This is a genomic window from Micromonospora sp. NPDC004704, assembly GCF_053601675.1.
Window position 1 is genome coordinate 269,815 of sequence record NZ_JBSGCD010000007.1, and the last position, 15,590, is coordinate 285,404.

The window sequence follows — 15,590 nt, forward strand, 5'->3', positions numbered from 1 at the left end:
AAGACACGCCGTACGTTCCACCGGTGACGACCTGGATCGAGCGTTTCGAGCCGTCTCCCGGAGCCGTACGCGTGGCGGTGAAGGATGCCATCGACGTGGCCGGCACGGTCACCACCGCGGGCTGTGCGGCCGTACGGGACCGGGCCACACCGGCCGTCGCGGATGCCGCCTGCCTGGCCGGGGTGCGGGCCGGCGACGCGCAGATCGTGGGGAAGACGAACCTGACCGAACTCTGTCTGAGCCCGGTCGGCGACAACGCCACGTTCGGCACCCCGGTGAATCCGCTGGCACCCGATCGCATTCCGGGCGGTTCGTCCAGTGGCAGCGCGGTCGCGGTCGCGTCCGCCGAGGCCGATGTCGCCCTGGGTACGGACACCGGCGGATCGGTACGCATTCCCGCCGCCTGCTGCGGGATCGTCGGTCTCAAGACGACCCGGGGGCGGATTCCCACCGCCGGGGTGTGGCCGCTCGCCCCCAGCCTCGACACCGTCGGCCCGCTGGCCAGGGACGTGGCCGGTGTGGTCACCGGGATGCGGCTGCTCGAACCGGGCTGGACCGTCGCCACCGGGGCGGCCCGGACCGTCGGGCGGCTGCGGATCGACGGGGTGGACCCCGGCGTCGAGGAGGCCGTCGACGCCGCGCTCGCCGCCGCCGGGCTCACCGTCCTGGCCGTACGACTGGACGGGTGGGATGCCAGCCACGTCGCCTTCGACACCATCGTGGTCGCCGAGTTCTGGCAGGCCCACCGGACGCTTCTCGATGCCGACGGGGTGAGTGAGTTCGCCAACGGTGGCCTTCGGGCGGGCAGTGCGGTGAGCGGCGAGGAGTTGGCCGAGGCGAGATCCGTCCAGCGGGCCTGGCAGGCGGAGATGACCGCCGCCCTGGCCGAGGTCGATGTGTTGGTGCTGCCGACGCTGGTCGCGCCACCGCCGCTGTTGACCGACTTCGTCGGCTTCCCGCTCACCGCGCTGACCGCGCCCGTCAACCTCGCCGGTCTACCCGCACTCGCGATGCCCGTTCCGGCGCTGGCTCCGGAAGAGGTCGTACCGCCGAGTCTGCAACTGATCGGTCCCGCCTTCGGCGAGGACCTGCTCTGCGCGACCGCGCTGGTCCTGGAGAGCCGGCTGCGCGAAGCTCCGCCACCGTTCAGCGGTCGGCGGTAGGGCGGGTGGTCCCACGGATCCGGCGAATTCCCGGCACCGCCAGGCCGACCAGCGCCACGCCGATCACGGCCCAGATCCCGAACGCGAAGGACGTCGAGTGCTGCTCCGCCAGCACCCCGAGACCCGGCCGGGCCACGGCGATCCCGACCCCGCCGACACATGCGATCACCCCGAAGATGGTGGCGCGTACGGCGCGGGGGGTGACCTCGTTGGTGAAGACCTCCAGCACCGTCAGGCCGAGGGTGTACCCGAATCCCATCAGCGGCAGGAAGACGAACGGGCCGAGCCGATCCACCTGGTTGGTCGCCACCAGCGAGGCGAGGATGAGCAGGAACGCGGCGCCGAGTGCGACCGCCCGGTGTTGCTGGCGTACGTGTCCGGCGACCAGTCCACCGAGGACCGAGGCAGCCGCGAAGACCCCGTACATCCAGCCGGTGACCTGGGCGGTCAGGCCCAGTTCGAGTGCCAGCGGCTGGAACAGGATGCGGGCGCTCCAGCCGAACAGCAGCAGCAGGGCACCCAGCCACACGGCCCGGCGTACCCGGGGATCGGCGGCCGCGACCCGGATGTCCGCCAGCACCGAGGAGAGGGTGGCGACCATCCGCGAGCCGGCGATCTCCGGCAGGGTGTACGCGAGCAGGAAAGCCAGCGCGGCAAGCACCGCCGTGACGGTGAACGGCAGCCGGTGGTCCACCTCGTACAGGTAGCCGGCGGCCAGCAGCGAGACGAGTACGGAGACGTTGCCGACCGCCCGTACCAGGCCGAACGCCCTGGTCGGGTCGATGTCGAGTTCGTCCTGCGCACACAGTTCGTACAGGTAGGTACTGGCGGCACCGGAGGAGAGCGCCCACAGCACGCCCCAGAGCACCCACGCTCCGAACAGCACCTGCACCGACCGGATCTGGGTGATGGCGGCGAAGGTCAGCACCGTTCCGCCGGCCAGCGACAGGTAGGTACGCCGACGCCCGATCCGGTCCGCGATCAGCCCCACCGGGAACTCGCAGATCACCGAGACGATCCGGAACACCCCGTCGGCGAGCACGGCGGTGGTCAGCGGGAAGCCGAGGTCGAGCAGGTAGATCAGCCAGATGGGAAACCAGAACTGGACCTCGAGCAGGAACTGGGTGATGGTCAGTGTGCGGATCGACCGACTGCGCAGGGCTGTTCTCATCAGGTCCGGTCGCGTCCCCGTCAGGTCCGGTCGCGGCGGAAGAACAGGTACATGATCACCAGGAGCAGTGACACCACCCCTGAGGTGACCAGGATGGCGTCCGCCGGCTGCGAGGCCACCCACTCCACGATGGATGATCGGCCCAGGTCGTAGACGGCCATGTCCGGATCGTTGGCCATCGACCGCCCGAACTCGGTGACCGCGAGCGCCGTGGCGAGGATCGAGGTCACACCGATGCCCAGCAGGATGAGGTCGGTGAACATCGCCGACCGGGTGGTACGCCGGGCCGCGAGTTCGGCCAGGCGCCGGTCGCAAATCTCGATCTTAAACCGTACGGGCTGCGCCAGCAGACCCTCGTAGTCCCAGAACTCGAGGATCGCGTCCATCTCCACCCGTACCGCGCGTTTGAGGTACTTCGACAGGTCCTGGCGCTCCATGATGATCAGCTCGGCGCGCTGGCTCAGGCCCAGCAGGTTTCCCCTGAGCTGTTCGAGCTCCCAACGGGAACCGGTCGCCGCCGAGTCCGCCAGGATCTTCGACAGCCGGGTGTCGATCCGGTCCAGGGTCCCGTAGAACACCTGCGCGTAGCGCAGGGCGTCCCACTGGTCGCGGAACGGGTCACCGGGCAGCATCCGCCCGCCCACCCCCGTACGGTCCATGAAGATGTAGTTCAGCCAGCGGACGAGGTGCTCCAACTCCCCGTCGAGCAGGCGGTCCGCCGGGTTCCGGGCGTCACCGCCGATCACCACGTCCTTGATCCAGTGCCGCGTCACCGCATCGGCACCCGGCTGCGCCGGGTCGAGTACGAGGCTGCGGGTGACCCAGAGCGGTTCACCGAACTCCGCCGTCAACGGGTCGTCCTCAGCGGTCGCCTCGACCAGGATCCTGTCCTCCCGATCGGCCTGCCGGAGCAGCCGCAACACCGGATCCAGGTACCGCGCGACGGTTTCCAGCGCCACCCGCTCACCCATCAGCACCGCCCGCGCCTGGAGCTCGTCGAGCCGGTCCGCCAGGCCTTCGGTCTGTCCGCCGGGCGCCGGATCCACGTCGGCCAGCATCTCCAGCAACATCAGACCGTGGTCGTAGAGCCGGAAGCTGATCTCGGTGACCCCGTCGTGCGGGGCGGTGGTCACCTTGCTGAACTCACCCGGCAGGTGCTCCGGGTAGAGGGTGCCGGTGAGGACGTGCATCGTGCGCTCGACGGCGTGGTCGCTGATGGTCCGGTAGAGGTTCAGTGAACTCGTGGGCCGGGTGTGTTCCAGCACGACGGACGGGAGCCGGCGCGGCCGATCCGGTGGTGGGTCCGGTGCCTGCTCGGCGAGCAACTCGTCCACGGCCGGCTGCTGCTCGGCCCAGAAGCGTGCGTACCCGTGCGGGTCGCGCAGGGACGCCCCGGGTACGGCGTAGTAGTCCACCACCACCGGAGCCAGGATCCGTAGCTGGATCATCACGGCCCCGCTTCGAGCAGCAGGGCACGGGCGTCGACGTGCACCACCCGGCCCTGGGCGGGACCGTTGGTGACCTTCACCCTGACCAGGATCCGCGCCGGTGGCGGGGTACCCGTGCCGACGAACGCCTCGGGCCAGGACAGCACCCGTGCCCGGGTGCCCTTCGGGGCGAGAAGCACCGTTCTGCCGTCCTGGTCGAGGAGTTCCACCAGGCCCGTTTCGCCAACCGGGGTCAGGGTCACCTCGGGGACCGTGGACGGTTCGAGTTCGGCGACGATGTCCTCGTACTCCGGGCTCTGGCGCATCTTCGCCAGGGTGGTGTTGAACTTCGCCATCACCGGGGCGGCCTCGTCGGTCTTCGCCATCATGAAGTACAGGCCCTCGACCGAGTGCACGAGCGGGTTGTCGCCCTGGAGGTGGCCGAAGTTGTCGGCGTCCTCGGCGAAGGACGGGTCGGTGAGCACCGCCCGGCCGGAGAGCAGTCCCTCGGCGAGCAGGTCGATCCGCCCCTCGGCAAGCGCCCGAAAGCCCTCCAGCGCCGATCCGAACCCCACGAATTCCGGAACCGCCGACTCCAGGTCCTGCCAGTAGTCGTACCCTGCGATGCCGCCGACCCGTAACGCGTGCAGGTCGGCGGCTGACGAGATCTTCGGCGTGCCGCTGCGGCGGTTGTAGAACAGCACGTACTCGAAGTCGATGAGCCGGTCGGACAGGAGGAGGCCCGCACGCCGTGACTCGCTGCCGACCAGTGGGAACGCCCCGATCGAGGCGCCGGAGGAGACCTGCTCCTCGGCCAGCGACCAGGAGGTGTACCTGACCTCGGGGGAGTAACCGGAGCGGCCGAGCACCTCGACGACCAACTCCGTCACCGGTCCGCCGGCGGGCAACTCCGGCCCCACGAACGGTGCCCACGAGCCGCTGGAAACCAGCACCGCCCGGGACGGTGCGGTGGGGGAGCCCCGCAGACCGACGGCCACGATTCCGGTGGCCACGACCACCGCCCCCAACAGGACCAACGCGGGCACCCAACTCCGAAGCGGCTTCAGCAGGGCGGACAGCCGGCGTGAGTTCGGGGTCACAAACGGTGATCCTATCCGGACCGATCCATGTCCAACCCGCCGAAGATCGGCCGTCGGCTCCTGCGCTCAGCCAACAAGCGCGGCCGGCAGCGGGCGGGTGTGAAGGATGTCCAATCGGGACACCGCGCGGGTGAGGACCACGTACAGGCGGTGGGCGCCACGGGGTTCGGCGTCCACGATCTCCGCCGGCTCGACCACGATCACGTGGTCGTACTCCAGTCCCTTGGCCAGCGTCGCGGGCAGCACGGTGACCCGCGCCGTGCCGGCGTCGGGCCGGTCGATGGTCGTACTGGCGATGCCCGCGTGATGCAGGGCGGCGGTCAGGGCCGGTGCCCGCTCGTCGGTGCAGATGACGGCGATCGAGCCCGGCTGGCCCAGGGCGGCGGTCACCGCCGCGACCGTGGCCGGATCTACGTCGACCACCGGGTCGACCCGCAACTCGCCGTCGTGCCGCAGCGACCGGGTCGGCGGTACGTCGACCGCCAGCGTCGCCAGCAGCCGGTTGCTCAGCTCGACCACGCTCGCCGGCACCCGGAATCCGATGGTCAGCGGCACGATCGACGCCTCCGGTTTGCCGAGGTGGGCCATCTGTTCGTCCCAGGACCGGGTCGCCCAGTCGCTGGTTGCCTGGGCCAGGTCACCGAGCACGGTCAGGCTGCCGTTCGTGCTGCGGCGGGCGACCGCCCGGCACTGCATCGGGGAGAGGTCCTGTGCCTCGTCGACGACGATGTGTCCGTACCCGGTTGGGCGTTCGATCAGGCCGGCGACCTCGTCGACGAGGAGGAGGTCGGCGGCGGACCAGCGGGCCCGTTTTGCCGTACGCCGCACGCTCCACCGGATCGCCGCCCGCTCCCGCGCGTCGAGTACGCCGTCCGCCGCGCCCGCGAGCAGATCCGGATCGCCGAGCAGCTCGGCGACCAGCTCCTCCGGGCGTACGGCCGGCCAGATCCCGGCGAGCAGTTCGTTGACCGGACGGCAGCGGCTCATCCGACGTACCCAGCCGGGGCCGGGTGCTTCCCGGGTTTCGGCGTGCCGTTGCAGCCGCCCCACGATCCGGGTACGCAGCCGTTCCCGGCCCAGCCCGTACGGGAGGTCCGCCTGTCGTACCTCGTGCAGGATCCGGCGCAGCGCCTCGGCCGACACCCGCCAACGGTACGAACCGTCCGGTACGACCAGCGCCTCCTCCGGTGTACGGATCCGGGAGTACAGGGCGCGGCGGAGCACCTCTGCCATCCGTACGTCGTGTTTCACCGCCGCGGCCTCGGCCGTGTCGACGGCCTGGACCGGGTGTCGGTCGACGAGTTCGTCCACGGTGTGCTGGGCGATGTCGACCTCGCCGAGGGCCGGCAGCACCGCCGAGATGTAGTGCAGGAAGGCCCGGTTCGGCCCGAGGATCAGTACGCCGGTGCGTTTGAGCTGCCGTGGGTAGGTGTAGAGCAGGTACGCCGCCCGGTGCAGCCCGACCGCCGTCTTACCGGTCCCCGGCGCGCCCTGTACGCAGACCGATTCGTGCAGTTCGGCGCGGACCAGGTTGTCCTGTTCGGGTTGGATGGTGGCGACGATGTCGCGCATCGGCCCGATCCGTGGGCGTTCGATCTCGGCGGTGACCAGGCGACTCAGCCCGTCCGCCAGCTCGGTGGCGGCCAACCGTGCCGCGCTGGTGGTGAGTGGCTCGTCCTCGAAGCCGGTGAGTTGGGCCGGGCCGTCCGGGATCCGGTTCCAGCCGAAGCGGCGCCGTACCGCGACTCCCTCGGGTTCGCCGCGGCTGGCCCGGTAGAAGGCGCGGGAGATTGGCGCCCGCCAGTCGAGGACCCGGGGCAGGCCGGTGGGGTCGGTGATGTGGCGGCGGCCGATGTAGTAGCGCTCGCCCCGGTGGTCGCCGGCAGCCGGGGTGTCGCCGAAGTCGAGCCGGCCGAAGTAGAGCGGGCTGTCGGGTTCCTCGGCCAGCGCCTTGGCGTGGCTGCGCAGCATCCGGCCGAGGGTCTCGGCGGTGTAGCGGTCACCGGCGATCGCGGCGCCGGTGGCCACCCGGTACCGGGCGGTGTCGATCATCCGGGTCAGTGCCGCCCGCGACTCGGCCAGGTACGCCTGCTCCCGCGCCAGCTCGGCGTCGAGGGGCTGCTCCGCACCGATCTCCCGCTCCGACAGATCGATCTTTCGCCCCGAGAGATCGGCAAGCACGACGCCTCCTCGCTCCGAACCCCACCGAACCGAACCCGCCAGAAACTTAACCGAGTAAAGCATACAACCCGGTTAAGTTTTTGACCCGGTTAGGTGGCGGTATCCTGGACCCGTGAACGAGCCGGGTGGACTGCGCGAGCGCAAGCGGGAACGGACGCACCAGGCCATCTCGGCGGCGGCGATCACGCTCTTCCTCGACCGTGGCTTCGACCAGGTCTCGGTGGCGGACATCGCGGCGGCGGCGGAGGTCTCCAAGCCGACCCTGTTCAAGTACTTCGCCAGCAAGGAGGAGCTGGCCCTGCACCGGATCGCGGACCACCGGGAGGAGGCGGCGACCGTGGTCCGGCAACGTGCGACGGGGCAGGGCCCGCTGGCCGCGCTGCACCGGCACTTCCTCGACGGACTACGGGACCGCGACCCGGTCACCGGCCTCAACGACCATCCCCAGGTGCTCGCGTACCACCGGATGATCTTCGCGACGCCGAGTCTGCGGGCGGCCCGGTTGCAGTACACCGAGCACGACGAGCAGGCGTTGGCCGAGGCGCTCGACGAATACCGTGGAGCGGCGGGGCCGAGCGGGATCACCGCCGGGCTCGCCGCCGGGCAGCTCATCGCCGTACAGCGGGTCCTGGCCCGGGAGAACTGGCGCCGGCTGGTCGACGGTCGCTCCGCCGACCAGCAGTACGGCGACGCCGTGGCCGCCGCCGACCACGCCTTCGACCTGCTCCGCCGCGCCTACGGGGAGTACTACGGGTGAGGGTTCGGCTCAGGCCGAGGGCGTCTCGCGCATCGGCTTGAGCGCCAGCGCCCACCGGGCCAGCTCGTCGAGCAGGGCGGTCGCCTGGTTCTCCATCTGCTCGGTCGGCCGGATCTCGGTCCCGTCCTCGCTGCGCAGCGACCCGACGTACGGGATCATCACGGACTCGTTCAGCGGGACCATCTTCAGCGACAGCAGCACCGGCTTGAGCTGCTGCTGGGCCCGGGTGCCGGCGGCAACCCCGCCGTAGCTGACCAGGCCGATCGGCTTGTACTGCCACTCGTTGTGCAGGTAGTCGATGGCGTTCTTCAGCGGCGCGGTGTAGCCGTAGTTGTACTCCGGCATCACCAGGACGTACGCGTCCCCGGCGTCGATCTTCGCGCTCCAGTCCAGCGCGTGCTGGCCCTCATACTGGCGCATCCGGGGATGGTTCGGCTCGTCCATCATCGGCAGGTTCCACTCGGCCAGGTCGATCAGTTCCACGTCGAAGGCGCCGTGCTTGACCGCGCGGTCGAAGAACCACTCGCCGACCGGCAGGCCGATCCGGCCGGGGCGGGTGCTGGCGATGATGACGTGCAGCTTCGGCATGGCCGCGTACGTCCCCTCTGACGGTGCGGTACGAACTACCTGGCCGGATCAGCGTCTCACGGCCGGGACGTGCCGGATCCGGGGGAGTCGGTCAGTCGAAGAAGCGGGCCAGATGGCTGCTCGTCGGCTCCGGGTCGCCCGGCTCCAGCGGGGTCATGTCGGCGAAGATCGAGGCGCCGTCGCACCCGGCGTGCAGCGGGTACCAGCGCGGGGTCCCCGGCGGGCGGGAGCAGATCCCCTTGATCGTCTGTACGTCCAACAGCCGTACGTGGGTCGGGTCGGCAACCGCGTTCACATGCCCCCACCAGGGGCTCATGATGTGCAGGGTGCCGCCCGGCCGGAGCACCCGGTGGCACTCGTCGACCAGGGACAGGAAGTCGATCAGGTGCTCCAGGATGTGCACCGTGAAGATCACGTCGACCGAGTTGTCGGCGAGCGGCAGCGCACCGGACAGGTCCGCCTGGGCGTCCACCCCGTCCGCCCGGCGCAGGTCCAGTCCGAGGTTCTCCGGATACTGCTTCGCCGCCCCGCACCCCAGATCCATCACGACCGGTTCCCGGCCACCGACCCGGATCCGGGACCAGACCGCGAGGACCCCGTCGAACCGCCCGATCAGCTGCCGGACCAGGCGGAGCTGAGCCAGGTCGGCGACCTCGCCGGTCAGGTGCGCCACGCCCCGGTCGAAGCGGACGTCGACCTCCACCCCGCGCAGCCGGGCATCGTGCTCGGCCAGATCGGCGCAGGACTCGGCGAGAAAACCGTCGACCTCGCGGAGCCGCTCGCCGGAGGACGCCGTACGCGCCAACGAGACCATGGGCCCACCTCCCGGCCCGGCCTACCCACGAACGGCACACCCATGCCTGCCGCGTCGGAGCAGTTCCCGGCGCCGCTCAGCAGGGCAGACAGTTGTCAGCGGGGCGAGGGGCGGCGGCCGAGCCGGGTGGCCCGGATCCGCTGCCGGGGCGGTGCCGCCGGCAGCACCCGTTTCAGGTGGTAGCGGTGCAGCTCAGCGGTGCCCTCCATCGAGCTGTCGTCGGTGACCGCGACCAGGTCCCAGCCCTGCAGACCGGCCCGGTTCAGGTGCTCCAGGGCGGTCTCCCCGTACGCGGAGACGTCCAGCATCGAGCCGTCCGGGCCGTACCAGGTGTAGATGAGTTCCCAACCGGTGTCCTCTAGCCGGGCCTGCCGGCGCCGCACGAGCAAGGCGTACTCGAACTGGACCATGGGCTCATTGTCGTCTATCTTGGCCGGTCGGCAAGGGGAGAGCGGTGGCGACCCGCCGGGCCGGTCAGCGCTCGGTGACCCGGCCGGCGTCGACCTCGATGTGCCGGGTGGTCCGGACCGCCTCAAGCATCCGGCGGTCGTGCGTGACCAGGAGCAAAGTGCCCGGGTACGCGTCCAGCGCCGACTCGAGCTGCTCGATCGCGGTGAGGTCGAGGTGGTTGGTCGGCTCGTCCAGCACCAGCAGGTTCACCCCGCGGGCCTGGAGCAGGGCGAGCGCCGCCCGGGTCCGTTCACCGGGGGACAGGGTCGCCGCCGGGCGGAGTACGTGCCCGGCGCGCAGCCCGAACTTCGCCAGCAGGGTCCGTACGTCGGCCGGTGCCAGTTCCGGTACGGCGGCGCCGAACGCGTCCACCAGCGGTTGGTCGCCGAGGAAGAGTCCACGGGCCTGGTCGACCTCGCCGACCACCACCCCCGGGCCGAGGGAGGCGTGCCCGGCGGTCAGCGGCAGTCGCCCCAGCAGGGCGGCGAGCAGGGTCGACTTGCCGGCACCGTTCGCCCCGGTGATCGCCACCTTTTCCGCCCAGCCGATCTGGAGGTCGACCGGCCCGAGGGTGAACCCGCCCCGGTCCACCACCGCGCCGCGCAGTGCGGCGACGACCGTACCGGCGCGGGGTGCGGCGGCGATCTCCATCCGCAGCTCCCACTCCTTGCGGGGCTCCTCGACCACGTCCAGGCGCTCGATCAGCTTCTCGGTCTGCCGGGCCTTCGCCGCCTGCTTCTCGCTCGTCTCGCCCCGCATGTGCTTGGCGATCTTGTCGTTGTCCGGGGCCTTGCGGCGGGCGTTGCGTACGCCCTTCTCCATCCAGGCCCGCTGGGTACGCGCCCGCGCCTCCAGCCCGGCGCGGGTGTCGGCGTACTCCTCGTAGTCGGCGCGGGCGTGCCGGCGGGCCACCTCCCGCTCCTCCAGGTACGCGGCGTAACCGCCACCGAAGAGCCGTACCTGCTGCTGGACCAAATCCAGTTCCAGTACGGCGGTCACGGTCCGGGTGAGGAACTCCCGGTCGTGACTGACCAGGACGGTGCCGGCCCGCAGCCCGGTGACGAACCGTTCGAGCCGGTCCAGACCGGCCAGGTCGAGATCGTTGGTCGGCTCGTCGAGCAGGAAGATGTCGTACCGGCTGAGCAGCAGCGAGGCCATGCCCGCACGGGCCGCCTGGCCACCGGAGAGGGTGGTCATCGGGGCGTCCAGGTCGACGGTGAGCCCGAGTTCGGCGGCCACCTGTTCGGCGCGCTCGTCGAGGTCCGCGCCGCCGAGCGCGAGCCACCGTTCGAGCGCCGTCCCGTACGCGTCGTCGGCGCCCGGTGCCCCGACGGTGAGCGCCTCGGTGGCCTCGTCCAGGGCGGCCTGCGCCGCGGTGACCCCGGTACGCCGGGCCAGGAAGTCCCGGACGGCCTCGCCCGGTCGACGTTCCGGCTCCTGCGGCAGGTGCCCGACGTTGGCTCCGGGCGGGTTGAGCTGCACCGTCCCCTGTTCCGGCGGCTGGAGCCCGGCGAGGGTACGCAGCAGGGTGGACTTGCCGGCGCCGTTCACCCCGACCAGCCCGATCACGTCACCCGGGGCGACGACCAGGTCCAGCCCGGTGAACAGGACACGGTCCCCGTGTCCGGCGGTCAGGTCCTTGGCGATCAGCGTGGCACTCATGAGACCGCCGATGTTATCCGGCCGCCCGCCATGAACGCCGGGGATATCCGGCCGGGGAACGCCCCGTCGGCGGGTCGGGTCGATCCATCCGGCCGGCCGGGAGGCGGGCCGGGGTGGTGGCGGGGCAGACTGGGCCGGTGGCGACCACTCTCGCGATCGACTGCGGTGGCGGCGGGCTGAAGGCGTCGGTGCTGGACGAGGCGGGGACGATGCGGGCCCGGCCGATCCGGGTACCGACCCCGTACCCGTTGCCGCCCTCGCTCTTTGTCAAGACCCTGGTGGATCTCGGCGGCCAGCTCCCGGGCGCGGACCGGGTCACCGTCGGCATGCCGGGCATGCTGCGCCACGGCGTGGTGGTGGCGACCCCGCACTACGTCACCCGCGCCGGCCCCCGTACGAAACCGGACCCGGACCTGATCGCCGAGTGGTCCGGTTTCGATGCCCGTACCGCGCTCACCGACGCGTTCGGCCTGCCGGTGCTGGTGCTCAACGACGCCGAGGTGCACGGCGCCGGGGTGGTCGCCGGGACCGGCTCGGAGCTGGTCCTCACCCTCGGCACGGGGCTTGGCTGCGCGCTGTTCGACGGCGGGGCGCTCGCCCCGCACCTGGAGCTGTCCCAGGCGCCGGTGCGGTGGGGGATGAGCTACGACACCTACATCGGCGAGCACGAACGCCGCCGGCTGGGCGACGGGTTCTGGTCCCGCCGGGTACGCGGGGTCGTCGAGGGACTCCGCCCGGTCTTCCACTGGGACCGGCTCTACCTCGGCGGCGGGAACTCGCGCCTGATCCGCCCGGAGCAACTCGCCCGGATGGGCGATGACGTGGTGGTCGTACCGAACACGGCGGGGATTCTCGGTGGTGTCCGGGCCTGGTCGATTTCGGCCGGCTGATCCGGGCGGGACGGGGCCGGGGAACAACGGCTGCGGGAACAGTCGCCATTCGTCCGGTGTTGTGTCAGCGTCAGTGGGGACTGGTTGGTACGGGACGAGGGGGTTGGTCTAGTGGATCTTCTGGCTGAGTACCGGCGGGCGACCATGTTCTTCGAGACCGGGGATCCGACCGGGGCGGCCCGGTTGCTGGAGCCGATCGTCGAGGCCGAGCCCACGAACGCGTCCGTACGCCAGCTCCTGGCTCGGGCGTACTTCCAGTCGGCCCAGTTGGGCCGGGCGGAGGAGCAGTTGCGGGTACTGGTCGACCGCGACCCGAGTGACCACTACGCGCACCACGTGCTCGGCCGGACCCTGGAGCGGGTCGGACGGGCCCCGGAGGCGCTGCGGCACCTGCGGATCGCGGCGGCGATGCACTCGGAGAACGACGACTACCAGACCGCGTTGCGGCGGGTGGAGACGAAGGTCGGCGGTGCCCGCTGAGCTGACCTGCCTACGATGGGTGCCCATCCGGCTGACCGGCCGGTGGGCGGCGACGAAAGCGGGCGGGCGATGAAGGCGGGCGTGCGATGAAGCTCAAGCTCGATCTGCACGACATCTTCAACCGCGGGCACGACATCGACCGCGCGCTGCGCGGGATCATCGACGAGGCGGTGGCCAAGAAGGCCACCCTCGTCGAGATCATCCCCGGCAAGGGGTCCGGTCAGCTCAAGAAGCGGGTGCTGCGCTTTCTCGACCAGAAGGAGATCAAGCAGATCTACCACCGGGTGGAGAAGGACTCGAACAACTTCGGTCGGGTTTTTGTCCACTTCAGGTGGAAGTAGGACTGTTGTAGAAAAGCGGCCAACTCAGGCGAGTTGGCCGCTTTTGTTTGCCCTAGAGGTGGAGACATTGACATGCTTGAAATGCACTGTCAATATCGCCGTAGTCCTGGGAGCGCTTCCATTACGTCGAGCGCCGTGACCCGTACACGGTGGTGAAGCCGCACCCGGCCGGAACGTGTCCTCCACCGAAAGGACCCCCGTGCGAAACCGACCACCCACCCGGCGTACCGCACCGCTCGCGATACTCACCGTGGCCGCCCTGGCCAGCACCGGACTGAGCAGCCCGGCCGCGTACGCCGAAGACCCCGAACCCGGTCCGGAGCAGATCGTCAACGGCACCTTCGACGGCGGCCACGCCCCCTGGTGGGGAACCGGCAACCTCACCCTCGACAGCAGCACCGGACGGCTCTGCGCCGACGTACCCGGTGGCACGGTCAACCCGTGGGACGTCATCATCGGCCAGGACAACGTCCCGCTGGTCGCCGGCGAGACGTACGAGTTCCAGTTCTTCGGCAGTGCCACACCGGGCAAGGTCGGCAAGGCGCTGGTGCAACTGCCGGTCGACCCGTACACCCAGTACCTCTCCGCCAATCCCGAGCTGAGCGTCTCCGGCAACGACTACCGCTACACCTTCACCTCCCCGGTCGACCTGCCCAACGCACAGGTCGCCTTCCAACTCGGCGGCAGCGTCGAGCCGTGGACGGTCTGCCTGGACAACGTCTCACTGCGGGGTGGCGCGGTCCCCGACGTGTACGTACCGGAGACCGGCCCGCGGGTCCGGGTCAACCAGGTCGGCTACCTGCCCCGAGGCCCGAAGAACGCGACCGTGGTCACCGACGCCACCGCCGCGCTGCCCTGGTCGCTGCGCAACCGGACCGGCCGGGTGGTGGCCACCGGCCGTACCACGCCGCGCGGGCTGGACGCCTCCTCCGGGCAACGGGTGCACTCGATCGACTTCAGTCGCTACACCGCCACCGGCACCGGCTACACACTCGTCGCCGACGGTGAGACCAGCCGGCCGTTCGACCTCGGCACCGACTTCTACGAGCGGCTGCGTACCGACGCGCTGAAGTTCTACTACACCCAGCGCAGCGGGGTGGAGATCCTCGACCGGCTCCGCCCCGGATACGGCCGCCCGGCCGGGCACGTCGGCCTCGCACCGAACCAGGGCGACACCGCCGTACCGTGCCAACCGGGCGTCTGTGACTACACCCTGGACGTCTCCGGCGGCTGGTACGACGCCGGCGACCACGGCAAGTACGTCGTCAACGGCGGCATCTCCGTACACCAGCTCATGAGCGAGTACGAACGCTCCCGCCGCGCCGACACCGCACAGCCGTGGCACCTCGGCGACCGGACCCTCGACCTGCCGGAGAGCGGCAACCGGGTGCCGGACATCCTCGACGAGGCCCGCTGGGAACAGGAGTTCCTGCTCAGCATGCAGGTCCCGGCCGGCAAGCCGAAGGCCGGGATGGCCCACCACAAGATCCACGACGACTCCTGGACCGGGCTGCCGCTGCTGCCCCACCTGGACGACAAGCGGCGCGAACTGCACCCGCCCACCACCGCCGCCACGCTCAACCTGGCCGCCACCGCGGCACAGGCGGCGCGCGTCTTCCGCCCGTACGACAAGGGGTTCGCCGACCGCAACCTGCGCGCGGCAAAGACCGCCTGGGCCGCGGCCCGGGCGAACCCGTCGATCTACGCGGACCCGGCCGACGGCAACGGTGGCGGCGCCTACAACGACAACGACGTCAGCGACGAGTTCTACTGGGCCGCCGCCGAACTGTTCCTCACCACCGGGGCGCGCGAATACCGCGACGCGGTGCTCGCCTCGCCGCACCACACCGGTGACATCTGGCGGGATCGGGGCTTCGACTGGGGCAACACCGCCCAACTCGGCCGGCTCGACCTGGCGACGCTGCCCAGTGCTCTGCCGGACCGCAACCGGGTACGCGCCTCGGTGGTCCAGGGCGCCGACCGCTACCTGGCCACGATCGAGGCCCATCCGTACGGGGTGCCGTACGCACCGGCCGACAACCTGTGGGACTGGGGTTCCAACAACCTGATCATCAACAACGCGATCGTGCTGGCGACCGCCTTCGACCTGACCGGTCGGGACCGCTACCGCGACGGGGTGCTGGAGACGATGGACTACCTGTTCGGCCGCAACGCGCTGAACCAGTCGTACGTCACCGGCTACGGCGAGGTGGCCTCGCGCAACCAGCACAGCCGCTGGTACGCCCACCAGCTCAACCCGGACCTGCCGAACCCGCCCCGGGGGACGCTCTCCGGTGGCCCGAACTCGGCCATCCAGGACCCGGTGGCGCAGCAGAAACTACGCGGATGCGCGCCGCAGTTCTGCTACCTCGACGACATCGAATCCTGGTCGACGAACGAGCTGACCATCAACTGGAACGCCCCGCTGGCCTGGATCGCCGCATTCGTCGCCGACCAGGACAGCGGCGAGACACGCCGCTGATCCTGGTCCGGGAAGGGCCCCTGCTGTCGCTGCTCGCGTAGCAGGGGCCCTTCCCAACCTCTCGGTAGGAGCCTTCCCGACCTC

Annotated in this window: 14 protein-coding genes; 6 read left to right on the plus strand and 8 right to left on the minus strand. The window is 70.6% G+C overall.

The features are described 5' to 3' along the window. Positions 1-23 precede the first annotated feature (23 nt). Entirely contained in the window at positions 24-1,163 is a 1,140-nt protein-coding gene (locus ACWEFB_RS12690) for an amidase (RefSeq protein WP_452285010.1), read from the plus strand. Here the strand turns inward: ACWEFB_RS12690 and ACWEFB_RS12695 are convergent. The 4 genes from ACWEFB_RS12695 to ACWEFB_RS12710 all read right to left on the minus strand — a co-directional run bounded on the left by ACWEFB_RS12695 (position 1,147) and on the right by ACWEFB_RS12710 (position 7,042). Beyond that, on the minus strand, positions 1,147-2,334 hold the full coding sequence (locus tag ACWEFB_RS12695) for an MFS transporter (protein ID WP_452285011.1): 1,188 nt from the start codon (positions 2,332-2,334) through the stop codon (positions 1,147-1,149). The genes ACWEFB_RS12690 and ACWEFB_RS12695 overlap by 17 nt on opposite strands. A gap of 20 nt (positions 2,335-2,354) precedes the next feature. Beyond that, complete coding sequence (locus tag ACWEFB_RS12700) at positions 2,355-3,782, minus strand: hypothetical protein (RefSeq protein WP_452285013.1); 1,428 nt, start codon at positions 3,780-3,782, stop codon at positions 2,355-2,357. Then, positions 3,782-4,861, minus strand: coding sequence for a substrate-binding periplasmic protein (locus ACWEFB_RS12705; RefSeq protein ID WP_452285015.1), 1,080 nt, complete (start codon positions 4,859-4,861; stop codon positions 3,782-3,784). Before ACWEFB_RS12705 ends, ACWEFB_RS12700 begins: the two co-directional genes overlap by 1 nt. Before the next feature lie 66 nt (positions 4,862-4,927). Beyond that, on the minus strand, positions 4,928-7,042 hold the full coding sequence (locus ACWEFB_RS12710; RefSeq protein ID WP_452285017.1) for a HelD family protein: 2,115 nt from the start codon (positions 7,040-7,042) through the stop codon (positions 4,928-4,930). 112 nt (positions 7,043-7,154) lie between these two features. Between ACWEFB_RS12710 and ACWEFB_RS12715 the strand changes: the two genes are divergently transcribed. Next, the gene (locus ACWEFB_RS12715; RefSeq protein WP_452285019.1) at positions 7,155-7,799 is read left to right on the plus strand and encodes a TetR/AcrR family transcriptional regulator; all 645 of its coding nucleotides are present in this window, start codon (positions 7,155-7,157) and stop codon (positions 7,797-7,799) included. 9 nt (positions 7,800-7,808) lie between these two features. Here the strand turns inward: ACWEFB_RS12715 and ACWEFB_RS12720 are convergent, their stop codons facing one another. The 4 genes from ACWEFB_RS12720 to ACWEFB_RS12735 all read right to left on the minus strand — a co-directional run bounded on the left by ACWEFB_RS12720 (position 7,809) and on the right by ACWEFB_RS12735 (position 11,313). Beyond that, positions 7,809-8,387, minus strand: coding sequence for an NADPH-dependent FMN reductase (locus tag ACWEFB_RS12720; protein ID WP_452285021.1), 579 nt, complete (start codon positions 8,385-8,387; stop codon positions 7,809-7,811). Positions 8,388-8,478: 91 nt separating this feature from the next. Further along, positions 8,479-9,201 carry a methyltransferase domain-containing protein gene (locus tag ACWEFB_RS12725; RefSeq protein WP_452285023.1) on the minus strand — a complete coding sequence of 241 codons (723 nt, stop codon included), beginning with the start codon at positions 9,199-9,201 and terminating at the stop codon, positions 8,479-8,481. Between the two features lie 95 nt (positions 9,202-9,296). Then, positions 9,297-9,611: a hypothetical protein gene (locus tag ACWEFB_RS12730; protein ID WP_326561201.1), complete on the minus strand. Its 315-nt coding sequence runs from the start codon at positions 9,609-9,611 to the stop codon at positions 9,297-9,299. Between the two features lie 64 nt (positions 9,612-9,675). Next, positions 9,676-11,313 (minus strand): ABC-F family ATP-binding cassette domain-containing protein, encoded by a 1,638-nt coding sequence (locus tag ACWEFB_RS12735; protein WP_326561200.1) that lies wholly within the window; start codon positions 11,311-11,313, stop codon positions 9,676-9,678. Between the two features lie 137 nt (positions 11,314-11,450). Here ACWEFB_RS12735 and ACWEFB_RS12740 point away from each other — a divergent pair, with 137 nt between their 5' ends. From ACWEFB_RS12740 to ACWEFB_RS12755, 4 genes are all read left to right on the plus strand, one after another. Next, positions 11,451-12,203: an ROK family protein gene (locus tag ACWEFB_RS12740; protein WP_452285025.1), complete on the plus strand. Its 753-nt coding sequence runs from the start codon at positions 11,451-11,453 to the stop codon at positions 12,201-12,203. 111 nt (positions 12,204-12,314) lie between these two features. Beyond that, entirely contained in the window at positions 12,315-12,683 is a 369-nt protein-coding gene (locus ACWEFB_RS12745) for a tetratricopeptide repeat protein (RefSeq protein ID WP_326561198.1), read from the plus strand. A gap of 86 nt (positions 12,684-12,769) precedes the next feature. Further along, on the plus strand, positions 12,770-13,024 hold the full coding sequence (locus ACWEFB_RS12750; protein ID WP_121158332.1) for a Smr/MutS family protein: 255 nt from the start codon (positions 12,770-12,772) through the stop codon (positions 13,022-13,024). A 199-nt stretch (positions 13,025-13,223) separates the two neighbouring features. Continuing rightward, entirely contained in the window at positions 13,224-15,506 is a 2,283-nt protein-coding gene (locus tag ACWEFB_RS12755; protein ID WP_452285028.1) for a glycoside hydrolase family 9 protein, read from the plus strand. Positions 15,507-15,590: the final 84 nt, after the last annotated feature.